The 19,876-nt window shown below is 58.8% G+C and carries 15 protein-coding genes; all 15 read left to right on the top strand.

The window, feature by feature from the left end; all coding sequences use genetic code 11:
* Window positions 1-711: 711 nt before the first annotated feature.
* The 15 genes from ACFFJK_RS14920 (at window position 712) to ACFFJK_RS14850 (ending at window position 19,872) form a co-directional block, all read left to right on the top strand.
* Window positions 712-1,500 carry an ABC transporter permease gene (locus ACFFJK_RS14920; protein ID WP_379680168.1) on the top strand — a complete coding sequence of 263 codons (789 nt, stop codon included), beginning with the start codon at window positions 712-714 and terminating at the stop codon, window positions 1,498-1,500.
* Window positions 1,497-2,162: an ABC transporter ATP-binding protein gene (locus ACFFJK_RS14915; protein WP_379680166.1), complete on the top strand. Its 666-nt coding sequence runs from the start codon at window positions 1,497-1,499 to the stop codon at window positions 2,160-2,162. The genes ACFFJK_RS14920 and ACFFJK_RS14915 overlap by 4 nt, the downstream gene beginning before the upstream one ends.
* Complete coding sequence (locus ACFFJK_RS14910; RefSeq protein WP_379680165.1) at window positions 2,159-3,343, top strand: KpsE/RkpR family capsule polysaccharide export protein; 1,185 nt, start codon at window positions 2,159-2,161, stop codon at window positions 3,341-3,343. Before ACFFJK_RS14915 ends, ACFFJK_RS14910 begins: the two co-directional genes overlap by 4 nt.
* A 1-nt stretch (window position 3,344) precedes the next feature.
* Window positions 3,345-5,090 (top strand): polysaccharide biosynthesis/export family protein, encoded by a 1,746-nt coding sequence (locus ACFFJK_RS14905; RefSeq protein WP_379680163.1) that lies wholly within the window; start codon window positions 3,345-3,347, stop codon window positions 5,088-5,090.
* A gap of 65 nt (window positions 5,091-5,155) precedes the next feature.
* A complete protein-coding gene (gene rfbB, locus ACFFJK_RS14900; RefSeq protein WP_379680161.1) occupies window positions 5,156-6,217 on the top strand; it encodes a dTDP-glucose 4,6-dehydratase in 1,062 nt (353 codons plus the stop codon).
* Window positions 6,214-7,119: a dTDP-4-dehydrorhamnose reductase gene (gene rfbD / locus ACFFJK_RS14895; RefSeq protein WP_379680160.1), complete on the top strand. Its 906-nt coding sequence runs from the start codon at window positions 6,214-6,216 to the stop codon at window positions 7,117-7,119. The genes rfbB and rfbD overlap by 4 nt, the downstream gene beginning before the upstream one ends.
* Window positions 7,116-7,997 (top strand): glucose-1-phosphate thymidylyltransferase RfbA, encoded by an 882-nt coding sequence (gene rfbA / locus ACFFJK_RS14890; protein WP_379680159.1) that lies wholly within the window; start codon window positions 7,116-7,118, stop codon window positions 7,995-7,997. Before rfbD ends, rfbA begins: the two co-directional genes overlap by 4 nt.
* Window positions 7,997-8,545 carry a dTDP-4-dehydrorhamnose 3,5-epimerase gene (gene rfbC / locus ACFFJK_RS14885; RefSeq protein WP_379680157.1) on the top strand — a complete coding sequence of 183 codons (549 nt, stop codon included), beginning with the start codon at window positions 7,997-7,999 and terminating at the stop codon, window positions 8,543-8,545. The genes rfbA and rfbC overlap by 1 nt, the downstream gene beginning before the upstream one ends.
* A 35-nt stretch (window positions 8,546-8,580) precedes the next feature.
* Window positions 8,581-10,839, top strand: a complete 2,259-nt coding sequence (locus tag ACFFJK_RS14880; RefSeq protein WP_379680155.1) for a glycosyltransferase family 2 protein — start codon at window positions 8,581-8,583, stop codon at window positions 10,837-10,839.
* A 1-nt stretch (window position 10,840) separates the two neighbouring features.
* On the top strand, window positions 10,841-12,214 hold the full coding sequence (locus ACFFJK_RS14875; protein ID WP_379680154.1) for an alginate O-acetyltransferase AlgX-related protein: 1,374 nt from the start codon (window positions 10,841-10,843) through the stop codon (window positions 12,212-12,214).
* Window positions 12,211-12,987: an SGNH/GDSL hydrolase family protein gene (locus ACFFJK_RS14870; protein WP_379680153.1), complete on the top strand. Its 777-nt coding sequence runs from the start codon at window positions 12,211-12,213 to the stop codon at window positions 12,985-12,987. The genes ACFFJK_RS14875 and ACFFJK_RS14870 overlap by 4 nt, the downstream gene beginning before the upstream one ends.
* Window positions 12,988-13,051: 64 nt before the next feature.
* Window positions 13,052-14,836: a glycosyltransferase family 2 protein gene (locus ACFFJK_RS14865; RefSeq protein WP_379680152.1), complete on the top strand. Its 1,785-nt coding sequence runs from the start codon at window positions 13,052-13,054 to the stop codon at window positions 14,834-14,836.
* A gap of 2 nt (window positions 14,837-14,838) precedes the next feature.
* Window positions 14,839-16,077, top strand: a complete 1,239-nt coding sequence (locus tag ACFFJK_RS14860; RefSeq protein WP_379680151.1) for a glycosyltransferase family 4 protein — start codon at window positions 14,839-14,841, stop codon at window positions 16,075-16,077.
* Window positions 16,078-16,198: 121 nt separating this feature from the next.
* Window positions 16,199-18,682, top strand: coding sequence for an alginate O-acetyltransferase AlgX-related protein (locus ACFFJK_RS14855; RefSeq protein WP_379680150.1), 2,484 nt, complete (start codon window positions 16,199-16,201; stop codon window positions 18,680-18,682).
* 77 nt (window positions 18,683-18,759) lie between these two features.
* The gene (locus tag ACFFJK_RS14850; RefSeq protein WP_379680149.1) at window positions 18,760-19,872 is read left to right on the top strand and encodes a glycosyltransferase family protein; all 1,113 of its coding nucleotides are present in this window, start codon (window positions 18,760-18,762) and stop codon (window positions 19,870-19,872) included.
* Window positions 19,873-19,876: the final 4 nt, after the last annotated feature.

The following is a 19,876-nucleotide window of genomic DNA, read 5'->3' as shown; positions in this document are numbered from 1 at the left end:
CCGTCCAGCGTCCGTAGCCGCACGCCACTTGCTAGGCCGCCTTTGCCAGCTTGTTGCCGCGCGTGCAGTGCGGCACACGCTGCGTACCACCCGTCTCGTCCGTGTCGTCTGCCACGAAAATAAAGAATAGTCAAGAAGATGCGATACGCATGCGCACCTTTCGCATGCCTGTCGCCGTCTTTTTTGGACGCCCAACTTGCAAGCACCTATTTGCACGGCTGAACCTTATGGAAGAGGGCGCTTGGGCCAGAAACGGAAACAGTCGTGACCGTTGTTCAGATACAACAAGAACACAAGTTTTTGCTTTCCCAGTGGAATTTTTTTTGTCTTGACTAAATGAAAACGATGATGGCAAACGATTCATGCCACCGCATAAAATTTCACTTTGGATTATCACTAAATGTAACAAAAAATGCTGGAAACCCTTCCTTTGATTGCAAACGATAAACATTTGTACCAAGTATTTGTAAAATTGGCTATAAACCGGTGTTTTAGCTTGTAATGACGGCAATATCGGCAAAAAAGTTCACCGATCTAATACCTAGAGCAAATATTTTTCTTCGACTACAATCCCTGTTTGCCTGCAATTGATCGACTTTTCGTTAGCACGATTGCAGGATTGTGAACGTCAAATAGCCATTACTCCCGCACGCTGTCGTCGAGCGTGCATGGTCTTCCGCTGCCGCCTTCGCAGCACCACTTGGATTTGCCATGACTGCCCTGTCCCGCCCGGGTCTTTCCGTACTCTATTCGACGTGGAATGCCTTGTTCCTGCGCGAAACCGTGAACCGCCTGTCGGCGGGACGCGCCGCATGGGTGTGGCTGCTGGTCGAGCCGATGGTGCACGTGTTCTTCATGCTCGCCATGTTCACGCTGGTGCGGGTGACGGCGGTCGGGGGCATCGACGTGACGGTCTGGCTGACGATCGGCATGCTGTCCTTCTTCCTGTTCCGCCGCACCGCCAACCAGTGCGCGAACGCCATCGGCGCCAACCGCGCACTGTTCACTTATCGCCAGGTCAAGCCGGTCGATACCGTCCTCGTGCGCGCCGCCAGCGAGGGCTTCCTCATGCTGCTGGTCATTAGCCTGGCCGTCGTCATCCTGGCCCTGCTGGACCACCGGGTCGCCCCGGCGGATCCGCTGGAGCTGATGGGCGCGCTGCTCGGCCTGTGGCTGGTCGGCCTGGGCTACGGGCTGATGGCGTCGGTGGCCGTCGAACTGATCCCGGAACTGGGCAAGATCCTCAGCATGATCATGATGCCGCTGTATCTCATGTCGGGCGTGATGGTGCAGATCGGCGCCATCCCGGAGCCGTATCGCAGCTGGCTGGCGCTCAATCCGCTGGTGCATGGCCTGGAAGCGGCGCGCCTGGCCTTCGCCCCGTACTACCACACGATCTCCACGCTGAGCCTGGCCTACCTGTATGGCTGGGCGCTGGTGCTGGTCTTCCTCGGGCTGGCGCTGCACGTGCGCTTTGCCAACCGCCTGGTGAGCCAATGATCATCGTCGACGACGTTCACAAGCGCTACCGTACCGAGCGCGGCCCCGGTAAATGGGTGTTGCAGGGGGTCTCGTTCACGATCCCGCGCAACGTCAGCGTGGGCCTGGTCGGCCGCAACGGCGCCGGCAAGTCGACCCTGCTGCGCCTGGTCGGCGGCACCGACACGCCGAGCCGCGGCCGGATCGAGCGCCAGTGCCGCGTGTCCTGGCCGATGGGTTTCGGCGGCGGGCTGCAGGGCTCCCTGTCGGGACGCCAGAACGCCAAGTTCGTCTGCCGCATCCACGGCCACGAACACGACATGGCCGAGCGCATCGCCTTCATGCAGGACTTCGCCGAAATCGGCGCCTCGTTCGACGAGCCGGTCAAGACGTATTCGGCCGGGATGAAATCGCGCCTGCAGTTCGCGATGTCGCTGGCCTTCGATTTCGACGTCTACATCTCCGACGAAGTCACCTCGACCGGCGACGCTGCATTCCGCGGCAAGGCCAACAAGGCATTCAAGGGCCTGGCCGACCGCGCCAGCCTCATCATGGTCTCGCACAGCGACAGCACCCTGCGCGAATTCTGCAAGGCCGGCATCTGGCTGCACGAAGGGCGCGCGCACTGGTTCGACGATATCAACGATGCCCTGAAACACTACAAGGAAAGCATAGCTGTATGAATGACCGCATCAACGAAGACGCCGTCACGCCGGTGGCGCCGCCGGCGCCAGGGTCACCGCTGGGGCGCGCCGGCAAGCGTGCCCGCGGCCTGTTCGCGTCCGTGCGCAAGCGCGGCATCTTCGGCGTGGCCGCGCTGGCCTGCGCGGCAGCCGCCACCTACTGGGGCGTGGTTGCCTCCGACCGCTACGTATCGCAGGCCAACGTGATCGTGCAGCGCACCGACCTGGCGGGCAGCCAGACGATGGATTTCAGCTCGCTGCTGGGCAGCGTGAACGGCAGCCGCAGCGACGAGCTGCTGCTGCGCAACTACCTGCTGTCGATGGACATGTTGCGCAAGCTCGACGCCAAGCTGAACCTGCGCGCCCACTACAGCGATGGCGCGCGCGACCCGCTGTCGCGCATGTGGGCGGCCGACGTGCCGGACGAACGGTTCCTGGAATACTACCTGTCGCGCGTGAGCGTGGAGCTGGACGAGTATTCCGGCGTGCTGGTGGTCAAGGCGCAGGCCTTCGATGCCCGCACCGCCCAGGCCATCACCACCTTCCTGGTCCAGGAAGGCGAGCGTGCGATGAACGAGATGGCGCACCGCCTGGCGCGCGACCAGGTCGCGTTCGTCGAAAAGCAGGTGGCGCAGATGGCCGAGCGCTTCCAGCAGACCCGCCAGGCGGTGGTGCGCTTCCAGAACGCGCACGGCCTGGTCTCGCCCGAAACCCGCGCCCAGCAGCTCAACAGCGTGGTCGAGCGCCTGCAGGCCCAGCGCACCGAGCTGCAGACCCGCCGCACGGCCCTGCTGGGCTACCTCGAGCCGCACGCGGCCGCGGTGGTCGAGGTCGACCTGCAGATCGGCGCCATCGACAAGCAGATCGCGCAGGAGCAGGCGCGCCTGACCTCGACCAGCGGCAAGGCGCTCAACACCACCGTCGAGCAATACCAGCGCCTCGAGATGGAAGCCGGCTTTGCCAACGACATCTACAAGACCGCGCTGGTGGCGCTGGAAAAGGGGCGGGTCGAGGCGACCCGCAACCTGAAGAAGGTCTCGGTGGTGCAGAACCCGACCCTGCCGCAGCAGGCGCTCGAGCCGCGCCGCGTCTACAACATCATCGTATCGGTGCTGACGATCCTGCTGCTGGCCGGTGTCGTCCACCTGCTCGCGGCGATCGTCCGCGACCACAAGGATTAACATGTTCCGTCATATCGTTACCTGCTTGACCACCCTGGCCGCGCTGCTGTCGTGCGCTTCGGCCATCGCCCAGGCGCCGGCCGGCATGACGCCGGCGATGCTGGCCCGAGTCGCCGCTGCGCAGCAGGCGGGCGCTTCACAGCCGGCCGCCGGAGCGCAAGTCCAGCCAATGCAGCAGATGCAGCAGCAGGGCGCCGCCCCGGCCGTCGATGCCCCGGTGGCGCTGCAGGCGCCGCAGCACTACGACTACAGCGCCAACCGCAACAGCGACGTGTTCGGCGCCTCGCTGTTCTCGGGCAGCTTCGCGCTGGGCGGAGCGACCCAGTTCAACCCGGACTACCTGATCACCATCGGCGACCGCATCCAGGTGCGCCTGTGGGGCGGCTACACCTTCGAGGGCACCCTGGTGGTCGACCCGCAGGGCAACCTGTTCGTTCCCCAGCTCGGCCCGGTGAAACTGGCCGGCGTGCGCAACCGCGAGCTGCAGGGCACGCTCGAGCGCGCCATGCGCCAGGTATTCCGCGCCAACGTGTCCGGCTACGCCAGCCTGGCCACGGCCCAGCCGGTGCGCATCTTCGTCGGCGGTTTCGTCAACCGTCCCGGCATGTACAACGGCACCAGCATGGACAGCCTGCTCAACTACCTGGACCAGGCCGGCGGCATCGATACCGAGCGCGGCAGCTTCCTGATGGTGCAGGTCAAGCGCGGCACGCAGGTGCGCGCCACGGTCAACCTGTACGACTTCCTGCTCGACGGCACGATCCCGCAGATCCAGCTCAGCGACGGCGACGTGATCTTCGTGACGCCGCGCCAGAACACGGTGCGGGTGGGCGGCATGGCGGCAAACGCCAAGCGCTTCGAGTTCGCCGGCCCCGCGCTGACGATCGACGAACTGGCGCGCCTGGCCAAGCCGGCCGCCGCCGCCACCCACGTGCGCGTGGTGCGCAACACCGGCACGGTGCGCAATACCGACTATTACCCGCTGGCCGAGGCGCGCCAGGTCAGCGTCGCCAATGGCGACGACGTCGAATTCACGGCCGACAAGAAGCCCGGCACGATCACGGTCCGGGTCGAAGGCGAGCACGCCGGCCAGCAGGAATTCGTGCTGCCGTACGGCTCGCGCGTCGGCGCCCTGCTGGGGCAGGTGCGCTTCACCGAGATGTCGGACCGCGCCAGCGTGCAGCTGTTCCGCCACAGCGTGCGCGAGCGCCAGCGCCAGATGCTGCAGACCTCGATGCGTTCGCTGGAATCGGCCGTGCTGACCGCGCGCAGCGGCACCAACGACGAAGCGGCCCTGCGCAAGGGCGAAGCCGACCTGATCCTGCAGTGGGTGGAACGCGCCAGGAAGGTCGAGCCGAGCGGCCAGGTCTTGATCGCCAGCGCGAGCGGGCGCGACGAACTGCTGCTGGAGAACGGCGACGTGATCCGCATCCCGTCGCGCGACGGCCTGGTGCTGGTGAGTGGCGAAGTGCTGTTCCCGAACGCGGTGGCCTTTGATGGCAAGTTCAGGGTAGGGGACTACATCGCCCGCGCCGGCGGCTATACCCAGAACGCGAAAAGCTCGCGCGTCGTGATCGCCCACCGCGACGGCAGCTTCGAAGAAGGCACGGAAAGCACGGCGCTGCGCGCCGGCGACGAAATCCTGGTGCTGCCGAAGGTCGACGTGAAGTCGCGCCAGATCTTCAAGGACATGACCCAGATCATTTATCAAATCGCGGTGGCGGCAGGCGTCGTGATCGGCCTCTGACCCGCACCCACCTGCCCGGCGAATCACCGGGCGACAAAGAACACAAATACTAGGAATCGACTGAAATGACAATTCTCGTAACGGGCGGCGCCGGCTTCATCGGCTCGAATTTCGTGATGGACTGGCTCGCGCAGAGCGACGAGCCGGTGGTGAACCTCGACAAGCTGACCTATGCCGGCAACCTGGAGAACCTGGCCAGCCTGCAGGGCGACGCGCGCCACATCTTCGTGCAGGGCGACATCGGCGACCGCGAACTGGTGGCGCGCCTGCTGGCCGAGCACGGGGTGCGCGCGGTGCTGAATTTCGCCGCCGAAAGCCATGTCGACCGCTCCATCGAAGGCCCGGGCGCCTTCATCCAGACCAATATCGTCGGCACCTTCAACCTGCTCGAATCGGTGCGCGCCTACTGGGGCGGCCTGGACGAGGCGGCCCGCGCGGCCTTCCGTTTCCTGCACGTGTCGACCGACGAGGTGTACGGCTCGCTCGAGAAGGACGCGCCGGCATTCAATGAGCTCAACCGTTATGAGCCGAACAGCCCGTACTCGGCCAGCAAGGCCGCCTCGGACCACCTGGTGCGCGCCTACCACCACACCTACGGCCTGCCGGTCCTGACGACCAACTGCTCGAACAACTACGGCCCGTTCCACTTCCCGGAAAAGCTGATCCCGCTGGTGATCAAGAATGCGCTGGAAGGCAAGCCGCTGCCGATCTACGGCGATGGCCAGCAGATCCGCGACTGGCTGTACGTGACGGACCACTGCAGCGCGATCCGCCGCGTGCTGGAAAGCGGCAAGCTGGGCGAGACCTACAACGTGGGCGGCTGCAACGAGAAGGCCAACATCGACGTGGTGCGCACCCTGTGCGCGATCCTGGACGAACAGCGCCCGCGCGCCGACGGCCAGTCGTACGCCACCCAGATGACTTTTGTAAAAGACCGCCCGGGCCACGACCGCCGCTACGCCATCGATGCCGGCAAGCTCGAGCGCGAACTGGGCTGGCGTCCGGCCGAGACCTTCGAGACCGGCATCCGCAAGACCGTGCTGTGGTACCTGGAGAACGGCGCCTGGGTGAATAACGTGAGCAGCGGCGCCTACCGCGAGTGGGTGGAAAGGCAGTACACGAAATGAGGATACTCCTGTTAGGCAAGGACGGCCAGGTCGGCTGGGAGCTGCAGCGCGCGCTCGCGCCGCTCGGCCTGGTGCGCATGCTGGGCCGCGACGAGGCGGACCTTTCGCAGCCCGAATCGCTGCGCGCCTGGGTGCGCGGCTTCGCGCCGGACGTGATCGTGAACGCGGCGGCCTACACCGCCGTGGACAAGGCCGAGAGCGACGCCGAGACCGCGCACCTGGTGAACGCGGTGGCCCCCGGCGTGCTGGCCGAGGAAGCCGCGGCCCTCGGCGCCTGGCTGGTCCATTACTCGACCGACTACGTGTTCGACGGCAGCAAGGACGGCGCCTGGGTCGAGACCGACGCGACCAATCCGCTGTCGGTGTATGGCCGCACCAAGTGCGAAGGCGAAGAGCGCATCCGCGCGAGCGGCGCGCGCCACCTGATCCTGCGCACCAGCTGGGTGTTCGCGGCGCGCGGCGGCAACTTCGCCAAGACCATGCTGCGCCTGGCGCGCGAGCGCGACCAGCTCAACGTCATCGCCGACCAGTACGGAGCGCCGACCAGCGCCGAGCTGCTGGCCGACGCCACGGCGCTGGCGCTGTACCGCATCGCCGGCCTCGGTGGGGACGCGGCGGCCCTGTCCGGCACCTACCACCTGGCGGCCGGCAGCACGACCAGCTGGCACGGCTATGCCCAGCACGTGCTGGAGCAGGCCCTCGGGCACGGCGCCGCGCTCAAGGCGCTGCCGCAGAACGTGAACCCGATTGCTACCGAAGCCTATCCGACGCCGGCGGCGCGGCCGCGCAACTCGCGCCTGTCGACCGAGCGTTTCCGTGCGGCCTTCGGCCTGCAGCTGCCGGACTGGCGGCACCATGTCAATCGCTTGATCGCCGAGCTGGCGGAGCAGGGGAAACTATGAAACGTAAAGGCATCATTCTTGCCGGCGGCAGCGGCACGCGCCTGCATCCGGCCACGCTGGCCATTTCGAAGCAACTGCTGCCGGTGTTCGACAAGCCAATGATCTACTACCCGCTCAGCACGCTGATGCTGGCCGGTATCCAGGACATCCTGATCATCTCGACGCCGCAGGACACGCCGCGCTTCGAGCAGCTGCTCGGCAACGGCGAGCGCTGGGGCCTGAACCTGTCGTACGCGGTGCAAGCATCGCCGGACGGCCTGCCGCAGGCCTTCACCATCGGCGAGCGCTTCCTCGACGGCAGCCCGTCGGCGCTGGTATTGGGCGACAACCTGTTCTACGGCCACGACTTCAACCAGCTGCTCGAGCGCGCCACCGACCGCGCCCACGGGGCCAGCGTGTTCGCCTACCACGTGCAGGACCCGGAACGCTATGGCGTGGTCGAGTTCGACGCCGCCGGCAAGGCGCTCAGCCTGGAAGAAAAGCCGGCCGCGCCGCGCTCGCACTATGCGGTGACCGGGCTGTATTTCTATGACAACGAGGTGGTCGACATCGCCCGCTCGCTCAAGCCCTCGGCACGCGGCGAGCTCGAGATTACCGACCTGAACCGCATCTACATGGAGCAGGGCAAGCTGCACGTCGAGATCATGGGCCGCGGCTACGCCTGGCTCGACACCGGCACCCACGAATCGCTGCTCGAGGCCAGCCTGTTCATTTCCACGCTCGAGCACCGCCAGGGACTGAAGGTCGCCTGTCCGGAGGAGATCGCCTTCCGCAAGGGCTGGATCAGCGCCGAACAACTCGAAGTGCTGGCCGAACCGCTGAAAAAGAACGGTTACGGCCAGTATCTCTCTCGCATCCTGAAAGAGACCATTTTCTGATGAACACCACTCGCCTTGCCATTCCCGACGTCCTCCTGCTCGAACCGCGCGTGTTCGGCGACGACCGCGGTTTCTTCTTCGAGAGCTTCAACCACCGCCGTTTCGAGGAAACCGTCGGCCGCCAGGTGGCGTTCGTGCAGGACAACCATTCGAAGTCGTCGGCCGGTGTGCTGCGCGGCCTGCATTACCAGATCCAGCAGCCCCAGGGCAAGCTGGTGCGCGTGGTAGCCGGCAGCGTGTTCGACGTCGCCGTCGACCTGCGCAAGGGTTCGCCCACCTTCGGCCAGTGGGTCGGGGAAGTGCTGAGCGCCGAGAACAAGCGCCAGCTGTGGGTGCCGGAAGGCTTCGCGCACGGCTTCGTCGTGCTGTCCGAATCGGCCGAGTTCCTGTACAAGACCACCGACTACTATTCGCCCGAGCACGAACGCTGCATCGCCTGGAACGATCCCCAGCTGGCGATCGCCTGGCCGATCGGCGGCACGCCGTCGCTGTCGGCGAAGGATGCGGCGGGCGTGGCGTTTGCCAACGCAGAGGTCTTCAGCGCATGAAGCTGGTCAAGCTTGTCGCGAAACCGCTCAGGCACTTGAAGAAGAGTGTGGGCGGCAGCGCTTCGTCCCTGCTCAGGAAAGCCTGGCCGCTTTTTACGGCAAAGGACTGGGTGCCCGCTCACCAGCTGGCTGCGCACGGCAACGGCCGCTTCGATTCGCTCGGCAGCGACCCGCACTTCCGGCTCGGCCACAAGGTGCCGGCTGGCTGGTACATGCTCGAGGCCAGGCTGCACCTGCCGACCGCCTGGGTGGAAGTGAAGCTCTATCCGGACACCGGCGAAGGCGAATCCGAAGCCAACGCGATGCCGCTGCGCCTGCATACGGACCGCCTCGGCAAGCGCCTGGTCTACCTGCCGAAGCCGGCGCGCCTGCGTTTCGACCCGGTGGCGGCGCCCGGCGGCTTCGTGCTGCAGCACCTGCGCCTGGTGAAGGTTGCGGACGCCTTCGCGCGCAAGCGCCTGCTGCAGAAACTGGCGTCCAAGCATCCCGTGCATGCACGCAAGAGCGGCAAGGTCTCCGCCAGGGAGCATTCGGACGAGCAGCTGTGGAGCGACTATTGCAAGCTGTTCGAAATCGGCAGCGAGCTGGTGTCCTACGCCGACTGGATCGAGCACACCGAGCAGCCGCAGCTGCCGTCGCCGGACCAGCAACGGGAAGAGATCGCGGCATGGGACTGGAAGCCGCGCCTTTCCATCGTCGTCCCCACCTACAATACCGATCCCGACATGCTGCGCGCCTGCCTGGACAGCGTGCTGGAGCAGAGCTATCCGCACTGGGAACTGTGCATCGCCGACGACGCGTCGCCGAAACCCTCGGTACGCACCATCCTGGGCGACTATGCCAAGCGCGACGAGCGCATCAAGGTGGAATACCGCGCGGCCAACGGCCATATCGTCGCAGCCAGCAACAGCGCGCTGGCGCTGGCAAGCGGCGAATTCGTGGTCCTGCTGGACCATGACGACGAACTGGCGGCACACGCACTGTACGCGGTGGCCAAGGCGCTGCAGGCACGGCCGACCGCGCAACTGGTGTATTCGGACGAAGACAAGCTCGACGCCGAGGGACAGCGCTGCGCGCCGTACTTCAAGCCGGACTTTTCTCCGGACCTGCTGTATTCGCAGAATTACTTCTCGCACCTGGGCGTCTACCGGCGCGAACTGGTGGAAGCCGTCGGCGGTTTCCGTCCCGGCTACGAAGGCAGCCAGGACTACGACCTGGTGCTGCGCTGCGTGGCGCGCGTGCAGGACGCACGCGACATCGTGCACATCCCGCAGGTGCTGTACCACTGGCGCATGGCGGACGGCTCGACCGCGGGCGGCCACGAGCAGAAATCGTATGCCAGCGACGCCGGCCGCCGCGCGCTGCAGGACTATTTCGATGGCCTCGGCATGCCGGTGAAGGTCAGCGTCACCGCGCCGGGCATCTACCGCCATAGCTGGGCGCTTCCCGAACCGGCGCCGTTGGCGAGCCTGATCGTGCCGACGCGCGACGGCTACCAGGTGCTGAAGACCTGCATCGACTCGATCCTGGCCCTGACCAGCTACCGCAACTACGAGATCCTGATCGTCGACAACCAGAGTACCTGCCCGCAGACCCTGGCCTACATGGCGCGGCTGGAGGCCGACGGCAGGGCGCGCGTGCTGCATTACGACGCGCCGTTCAACTACTCGGCGATCAACAACTTCGCCGCCAGGCAGGCGCGCGGCAGCGTGCTGGGCCTGATCAACAACGACATCGAGGTCATCAGCCCGGAATGGCTGACCGAGATGATGAGCCACGCCATGCGCGCCGACATCGGCTGCGTGGGCGCCAAGCTGTACTACCCGAACGACACCATCCAGCATGCCGGCGTCATTTGCGGGCTGGGGGGGATTGCCAATCATTCCCACCGCCACTTCGCCAAGGGCTCGCCGGGTTATTTCGGCCGCCTGTGGCTGATCCATAACCTCAGCGCGGTGACGGCGGCAGTGCTGCTAGTGCGCAAGGAGATCTTCGACCAGGTCGGCGGCCTGGACGAGGCGGGCCTGCCGGTTGCCTTCAACGACGTGGACTTCTGCCTGAAGGTGAGGGAGGCGGGTTACCGCAACCTGTGGACTCCGTTTGCCGAGCTGTACCACCATGAATCGGTGAGCCGGGGCAGCGATGAAACGCCGGAGAAGCGGCAGCGCTTCCTGGGTGAGATCGCGGTCATGGAAGGACGTTGGGCGGCACAGCTCCGATATGACCCTTATTACAACCCGAACTTGACGCGGCATCGCGAAGATTTTTCTTTGCAGGGCGTGCTTGAGCAGTAATATGAGCAACTTCACAAGTATCAAGAAATTGCCGCCCCGTGATGGGAGCCTGCAAGCCTGGGCGTTGGACTTTCCGCAGCAGGACAAGGCGCCGCGCGTCACCGAGCGCGGCCTGTACCTGCAGGGATGGGTGCTGGCTCACGCCGGCGTTGAGCGGGGCGAACTGCTCGCGCGATTCATCACGGGCGGGCAGGAGGTGTTGTGCGCTATTCCCTTCAATAATGACCGTCCCGACGTGATCCAGCGCGTGCTGGGTGCTGACCCGTCCGGCCATCCCCAGTTGCGCTGCGGCTTCATTGCCTATCTGAAGGAAGCGCCACAGGCGTTCACGCTGGGCGTCAAGCTGGACGGCGAGACCGTCTGGTTGTGTGACGTGCAGTTGATGGAAAGTACACCAGTTGCGACTACCGAGAATAAGCGGGCAGAAATGCAGGTTATTCGGGGGACTGGCGGCTGGCTGTTCCTCGATAATGACACCAATCGCAGCGTTGACCAGTACACCGGGCGCCTGCAACTGGACGGTGCCGGACTGGAGCGGTGGCAGGCTTACCTCGACGGCTGTGTTGCTATCGCCAAGGACGTAGCCGCACCCCATGCGCTAGTCATTGCGGCATCGAAGGAACAGGTCCTGCCAGAACACTATCCGCATCAAAAGGGCGAGAAGACCGTACATGAGCAGGTGCTTGGCTTGTGCCGCGAAGAGCACCGTGTGCTCGACACCGTGCAGTTGCTGGCCGCGCGGCCGAACAAGGAAACACTGTTCATCAAAACCGACACCCACTGGACGGACCGTGGCGCGCTGGCGGCAACGCTGGCGCTGCTAGCACGCTTGGGACTGGATGCCAAGGCGTCGCAGGATAGTCTGACCCAGGATGTGTATTACACGATGCCGTTTATAGGCGACCTCGGCGGTAAGCTTTCGCCTGCGGTAAGTGAGCCAACGGAATTTCTGCAGGCGCCGCCGCCTGCTAGCAACGCCGTGTTCGACAACAACTTGGCGAATATCGGTCGTGTGCTGGTCTTCGAAGATGAGCATGCGCTTTGGTCTCACAGTTTGTTGGTGTTCGGCGCTTCCTCATCGTATCCGATGCTGAAGTACCTGAAACGGCTGTTCGGCCGTGTCGTGTTCGTGCACAGCGCCGGGCACGTCGATCGGACGATCGTCCAGCATGAGAAGCCGGACTTTCTGGTCATGCAGACGACGGCACGTTTCATGATCGAGCCGCCAGGTGTCGGATTCGTCCTCGCAAGTGCAGTGGCGGACAAGATGGCCATCACTACAGAGGACGTACGTGCGCGTGCGCTGGCTGCACGCAAGGCGGCCTCAGCAAATCCGAAAAACCTTCCTTACTGTGACATGCTGAAAATCAGATGAGCAACAACAAAGCAACATACTTAGGGCGGCGTAGAGGCTGGCTAACCATGCTGGCAATTGCGCTGTCTGGTTGCGGCGGTGGCGGTGGCGGTGACCCAATTTCCGGTTCCGCTACTGTTCCAGCGTCTGTCGTTACCCCGGCGGTCGCTCAGATTTCCAGTGGTACGTGGGTAGTGATGGGCTCATCGACGGCAGCGGGAGCGGGGGCACCTGCAGGCAAGGGCTGGGTTGACCTGCTTCAGGCGGCAACAGCGTCGCGTGGCGCACAGTTCGCCAATATTGCTGTCGGTGGGAGCGTTACATATCACGGACTAAGTGCGTCCGCGCCAGCGGTATCGGGGCGCCCTTCGCCTAATCTTGCCGCAAATATCGACCAAGCTCTGTTGCGCAAACCAGTAGCGCTTATCGTTTCCTATCCCAGCAACGATACGGCGCTTGGCTACAGCACGGAAGAAACCGTGAACAACATCTTGTCGATTCGTACGAAAGCGTTGGCCGCTAGCGTGCCGGTCATAGTCATGTCGACCCAGCCAAGAAGTCTAAGCGATGCCCAGCTTGAAAAACTGCGCATGATCGATCAGCACCTTGCCAAGAGCATTGGAACTTGCTTCGTTGATGTGAGGACGACTCTTGCTGGAGGCGATGGGCGTCTTGCGCCACAGTATGACTCTGGCGATGGTGTACATCCAAACAGTGCGGCTCATTTCGTTATTGCCGCCGAGGTAGAAAAAATGCTGAACCAAGAAAAATGTATCGGCTTTGTAAAGAATTAAATAGTGCTGCAGTTTTAATATTGCGGTGGCGCATCGCAACAGAAAACCAACTTGAATTTAATCCATGAGTTTTTTTAAAATTAAGAAAAAGGCAAAAAAGTCTTCCTTGCCAAACGTCGTCGATGTCCAGACTGTGCCGATCTTGATAGGTAGCGCTAGCTCGGCAGTGCAACAACGCCTAAAAGTTGACAATGTTCAACGTAGTGGTACCAAAGTGGTCATCGACGGATGGACTAACGCAGATATCCAGCTGTCAGTGGCTTCCGGTGTCGCAGAGGTAGAGGTGCGTCGTGAAAACTCATCACGCGCTGACGTTGCCAAACACTTTGGTTTTTCAACGGCTGAAGGACTCGGTTTTAAGTTAACTGCGGAAGTCGCCATAAACGAGCCGTTAATTCTTTCGTGGACTGAATCATCGGGTTTGCGTCGCTGCTCGACTCCCTTAAATTGGGTGGATGCGCCTAGTGAACCTAAGATCGTAGCGGCGCTGGAAGCGCTTAGCAATGTGTTTGATGACACGAGTATTGGCGCAATCGCAATCGATCATGGCGTTTCACTTGGCGCAGACGGTTTGCTTATTTATGGGTGGCGCTATTTCCGAAAAGGAAAAGTAGAATCCCTCTGTTTGCATGCGTCTGAGGGGATGGTACTTGACGTTACCGATTCGTTCTTCCCGCTTGCGCGCCTAGATGTCATGCGCTCGCTGCAGGGGCGGTTCGAGGACGTCAGCGAATTCTGCGGTTTTATTGCGCATATTAAGACGCCCGTCAATAAACTCGACAGACCGCAACTTGAGATTCGTCTGACGGACGGTACAAGCAGGTGCTTGAGTATTCCGGTGTCGAAGGAGGAGATTAGTGGCTTACCCTTGATTAAGGATTTGCTAATGCGCGTTCCGGCGCCAAACCGGATTCAGACTCATTTGTTCGACTTATTCGATCAACAGCTTGGCCCGGTTATTGAAAATATTAGTCAGGCTCGACCAACTTTCGATGGCACGATTGTTGAACGCCAGTTTGGCGCACCACCGCAAAATCCCAAAGTTTCGGTGATTGTTCCGTTGTATGGGCGGTATGATTTCGTTCGCTATCAACTATCACATTTTGCGGATGACATCGAGTTCAAGAATATCGACCTGATCTATGTAATCGATGATCCGAAAATCATTACTGAGACGAACGAGCTGGCAACGATCTACTACCCAGTATTCAATCTGCCTTTCCGCACATTGTCTTATGACTGCAATCTTGGCTTCGCAGGTGCGAACAATATAGGCGTGAGCCGTGCACGAGGAGAAACGGTCGTATTGCTTAACTCAGACGTCCTGCCGCGTAACCACGGCTGGGTATCGAAGTTAAAGGGAGCGCTTGACCAGTTGCCGGACGCTGGAGCAGTTGGCCCTCTGTTGCAGTTTGCCGATGACAGTGTGCAGCATGCGGGAATGGTTTCTAAAAAGGATGCACGGCTTCCAGGCTTCATTTTAAATATTCATCCAGGTAAAGGTCAGCCTTGGAACGGTCCTGATACTCCCCGCGAATGCCAAATGCTGACTGCAGCATGCGTCATGCTCGATAAGACGCTCTATCTTGAGTTAGGCGGTTTAGATGAAGGGTATGTAATTGGAGACTTCGAGGACAGTGATCTTTGCCTCGCTTTGCGCAAGCGGGGAAAGCGTCTCTGGCTGGTTCCCGAGGCAAAACTGTGGCACTTGGAACGGCAATCACAAAATCTCGAAAGCATCAGCGGATACCGGCAATTACTCACTCTATTTAACGGCTGGCGTTTTCATAGAAAAATTCGGGATGGCCAGATCGCCGATCCTACCCAACTCACGAAAGTGGAAGTTTGATTATGCGAGTTTTAGTTTTCAGTCACGGGCACCCGACGTTCAGCAAAGGTGGAGGGGAATACGCCGCGTATTATCTGTATAAAGGGATCGATGAGACCCCGGAGAACGAGGCATGGTTTGTAGCGCGTGGTGAAGAGAAATTATTGCACCTCGGTACACCCATTGCTTCGTTGAACAAAAAGGAATATTTGATTTCCGGTAATGCGGACATACCGCATTTGACGACGTGGTTAGCCTTGGATGACGAAAGTGATTACGCGGAAATGCTGCGTACGGTTCGTCCCGATGTGATTCATTTCCATCACTATGTTCATCTTGGTTTAGAGTTGATTCGCGCGGCAAAGCGAATTTGTCCCAATGCACGTATTATTCTGACCTTGCACGAATACATCGCGATCTGCATGAATAGTGGTCAAATGGTTAAGACTGATGGTCGACTATGTCACCAAGCAAGCCCGCGAGAATGCGCGCAATGTTTCCCGGACCGAACGCCGGAAACGTTCTTCCTACGTGAACGGTACATTAAATCATTTTTTGATATCGTCGACGAGTTCGTTTCGCCAAGTGAATTCTTGCGTGACCGTTATATCGCATGGGGTATCCCGGCAAATCGAATTTCGGTAATTGAAAATGGCCTGCCGCGAGCAAAACGACTGCCAGCCCGGCCTATAAAAACCGGCGAAGTCCGTGGACGGTTTGCTTATTTTGGTCAGATTAATCCTTTTAAGGGCGTCGATGTGGTACTAGAGGCATTCGCGCAGTTGCCTACCAGAATGAAGCGCCAAGTATCACTCGATATTTTCGGCTCCGGTCTGCAAAACCAACCGGTTGAGTACCAAAAAAAGTTTGCTGCGTTGTTGGAAGAAAACAAAGGCCATATCCGTTATCACGGCGCCTATGAACCACATGAAATGGGTCGCATCATGGCTGAGGTGGACTGGGTATTGATGGGATCGGTTTGGTGGGAAAACTCTCCACTTGTTATTCAAGAAGCGTATGCTCACGGCCGCCCTGTGATCTGTCCCGATATTGGAGGTATGGCTGAGAAGGTTAGAAATGGCATTAGCGGACTTCATTATCGCGCGCGAGATCACATTGCCTTAGCCTCTGTAGTTGAAAAAGCAGTATTGGAAGATGGGCTGTATGATCGGCTGATCGATGGAATTCCGTCAGCCTCGACCATAGAAGATTGTGTGAATGCGCACCTGCGGTTGTATAACAACGTAGATCTTGCCGCGTGAGTTAAATCCCGTCCACGTTTCTAGAAAAAGGATACGCAATCTTCAGTTGCTATAGCAGAAGAGTTTGCCAGCGGAGATGATTGCTATCCAAGCCTAAACCAATTTGAACGAAGAATATTATATGTCTGACTCTACCATTGTTAAACCAAATGCGCTGCCGCCGAGCAGCCTAATTGGTTACGTCGATCGATGCGACTCAGAAGTCGTATCTGGCTGGATCGTCAATTTGGCGAATGTCCACGACTATCAAACCGTCACCGTATTGGTAGATGGCGTCGAAGTGTGCTCGGCTGTCGCGAATGAATATCGCGAAGATTTGGCAAAAAATCCAGGATTCGCTGGAACGGCCCACGCTTACAACATTCGCCTGGCCGGACTTGTGGCAGACGGTCGGGAACACGAGGTGACTGTTGTCGAGTCAAAGTCAAAATACATTCTAAAAGGTGCGCCGAAAACCTTGTTTTTCCCGAAGAATAATACTGTTCCTGCAAAACACTTAGACGTTGCGCTTGTCGGGAAAAACGGATGGCTATTTTTGTGCCATGATTCAAACGGATGCATTGAGCAATATGTTGGCACGTTGCAACTGAGCGAGCAGACCCTTGAAGATTACGCGAACCTGTACGAGAAACGTCAAGCTTATCTGCGTAGCCGGAACATTTATTACGCCCTTGCAATCGCACCAGGAAAAGAGTACATATATTCTGAGTATCTTCCTGAAGGGGTCAAAGCAAGCCAGCTTCCGACAGTACGAGATAGATTCATTGCGGCGGTAAATCCTGTTCTTGATGCCCCAATTATCGATTTTTGCTCTGTTTTGCTGAAAAGCAAGAGTCGTGGTCAGCTCTGCTACATGAATGATTCGCATTGGAATTATCTTGGTGCAATGATTGCGTCCGCAGAAATCATTCGTCATGTCCGCGCTCAGTTTCCACAAGTGCCGGAATTCGATGAGTCTAAATTCCAGCTCATCTGGGGACCAGAAGGCACAGGCGACTTGTCGCTGAAAGAGCGCCTTGATTATGTTAACGGGATTTATATTGAGGCTGCCGAGCGTCCAGTGATCGCACAGTCGCAGGCTGCTATTGGAGTTGAGTACCAGGTTACTGCACGCGAAATTGTCGAACATCAATATAAAGGCCTCTCCGCAACACGTCCGACGCGTCTGTATAAAAAGGCCGAGGCAGGCAATCTTCCTCGTGCGATCATCATTAGAGACTCGTATGCGGACTGGATGATTCCATTCTTAAGCGAGCACTTTGCTGAGTCATTGTTTATCTGGACACGAAATCTTGATGAGCAAGTTATTGAATCTTTCAACCCCGACCTAGTGCTCGAAGAAGTTGTTGATCGTTTCTTAATTACAAACCGTGCTGCCGCGCGGGTGCCTCGCGAGCCAGCACGTAAGATTGGCGCAGGCGTAGGTGCAAACGCTTCGGCGGGGATGAGTGCCCATCTTTATGGAATTTCATCATACGTACCTGATGCGGCATTTCTTAATGCAGATGAGCTCTCACAGCAAAGTGGCGCTAACACGGGTAATTTTGTGTTTTGCCATGCGATTTCGCGTATTTTGGAGGTTGGTCCGCACTCTAATCCTTGGGGAGCTGACTTGTCTCACCTTAAGCCGGAGTCCGACCGATTGGTGGTTCCACTCGCTAATTGGCTCGGACCCCACGTTGATCTTGGCAAACTTGCCGAGACGTTCCGAACGGTTCCTATCCCCATGGTAGGTGTGGGTTTAGGAGCGCAAGCGCCAATTTCCGGCATCGACATCGACGCAATTCCAGAAGGCTCTTGGGAATGGTTACGCGTGGTATCCGGCAAGTCTGCAAGCGACCGTCCAAATATTTCTCTTCGGGGGCAAGCAACTTTTGACGCAATTGCGAAAAAAGGATTGGCTGAGAAATGCGTCGTGACTGGATGTCCTTCGAATTTCATCAACCCGTCTATCCAACTCGGAAAGGACATCCGAAAAAAGTGGAAGTCACGCGGGCTTCGTCGCGTTGCTGTTACCGCTGGCACACCGTCGAACCGTCTGCCGGCATTAGAACAGTCGCTTATTTCTCTAGTTGAATCGACTCAGGGGATCTATGTCTGCCAAGCCCCGCTCGATATGTTGCGTCTTTTCAAAGGTGAGTTCGACAAGCTAACGAAAGACAGCTTGGCTGCTCACAAAGCTTATTTGTTGCCTGCGCTCACCGACGATGAGTTCAAGAACTGGTTCCGTACGTGGGCATACGCATATACGAGTGTACCGGAATGGTTAACTCAAATGAATCAATATGATGTAGTGGTTGGAACACGCATTCACGGTGTCATGGCTGGTATTCAAGGAGGCGTGCCAAGTATTTGTATTTGTATTGATTCGCGTACATTAGAACTGTGCCAAACCATGAAGATTCCGCATGTTGATGTCCGCGACTATAAAGACGGCATCACTTTGGATCAAATCGCAATGATTTTAGAAAGCTGGAATGCGGAAGAGTATGACGCTAATCGTCGAGTACTCGCCAAGCGATTCCACCAGTTCTTCCGCGATAACGATTTGGAGATCAAGGGCGCGCCGAGAGGCATCATTAAGGCCGCAGGAGTTATTGCTTAGAACCAGAAAAGAGGATAACGGCTGAGGTCTTCCCTACTCAGCCGTTTGTAGATGCCATGCATTGCCCCTTTTTTTGCATGCTGCTTTTTCCAATCATTGTTCTTTGTGGAAGTAAAATAATTTCAAGATTATCCTGTATGACAGCAAAGCTAAACCCGGTTCGTCTGTTGGCGAGGCTGTTCAAACCAAGGGAAGAACATCGTATCCATCATGAGTCGGCAAAGACTAAACCCACTGTCGGATTATTAAGCAGCAGCGATACGGCATCAATTACCTATTTGTTGAGACCTTATCTCTCTAAATTAGGGCAGCGAGGTGTGATCATAGACACCGAAACCGGAGTTGCCGAAGACGGGCTACCTGCAACATACAACTGTGTCGTTATCGTGCGTTATCTTCCTAGTGAATGGGTCCAACCACTACAAGAATTTCGTGCTAGTGGCGGACGGGTCATCTATTTTATGGATGACGACCTGATGGATCCGCTAGCTCTGAAAAACCTACCTGCATCATACGAAAAAAAGATCAGGAAGTTTGCAGTTCATCAGCGTACAAAGCTTGAGTCAATCTGCGACGAATTTTGGGTGTCAACTCAATATCTAGCAGAAAAATACTATAAGTGGAGACCTACATTGCTCCTTCCGGGTGCTAGTATTGGCGATATCGCGGTTGAGGGTAACATGTGTTCGATTTGCTATCATGGAACGGCTTCGCACAAGGCAGAACTGGAATGGTTGGTGTCGATCTTCTCAAGCGTGCAGCGGGGTAATGACGAAACTCGAGTAGAGGTGTTCGGAGACCATCAGGTAAACCGCATGTATAGGCAGATACCCCGCGTCGCAGTTTTGCACCCAATGAGTTGGCCGAGTTATCTCGCCTACACGTCAGCGATAAAACATGACATTGGGTTGGCTCCACTGCTGCCCGATCCCTTCAACGCGGCGCGCGGTCCAACGAAATTCTTTGACTTCGCGCGTATGGGAGCCGTAGGCATTTATTCCAATGTCGCTCCATACCGTGATTTTATTCAGGACGGTGTCGATGGCATATTGCTGCCAAACGAACCGGAACTGTGGGTGGAGACCATCCTCGATTTGAGCCTGGATACGCAGCGACGTCAGAGGATGAGGGCTGCGGCACGGGAACGAGCACAATCGATGACTTGGGACGGACCTTTAAAGGGCGTTTAATAGA

It is taken from the genome of Massilia consociata, from assembly GCF_042432755.1.
GTDB classification, from domain to species: domain Bacteria; phylum Pseudomonadota; class Gammaproteobacteria; order Burkholderiales; family Burkholderiaceae_D; genus Telluria; species Telluria consociata.
The sequence above is the reverse complement of the archived record's forward strand: the minus strand, read 5'-3'. Positions and strand labels throughout refer to the sequence as shown.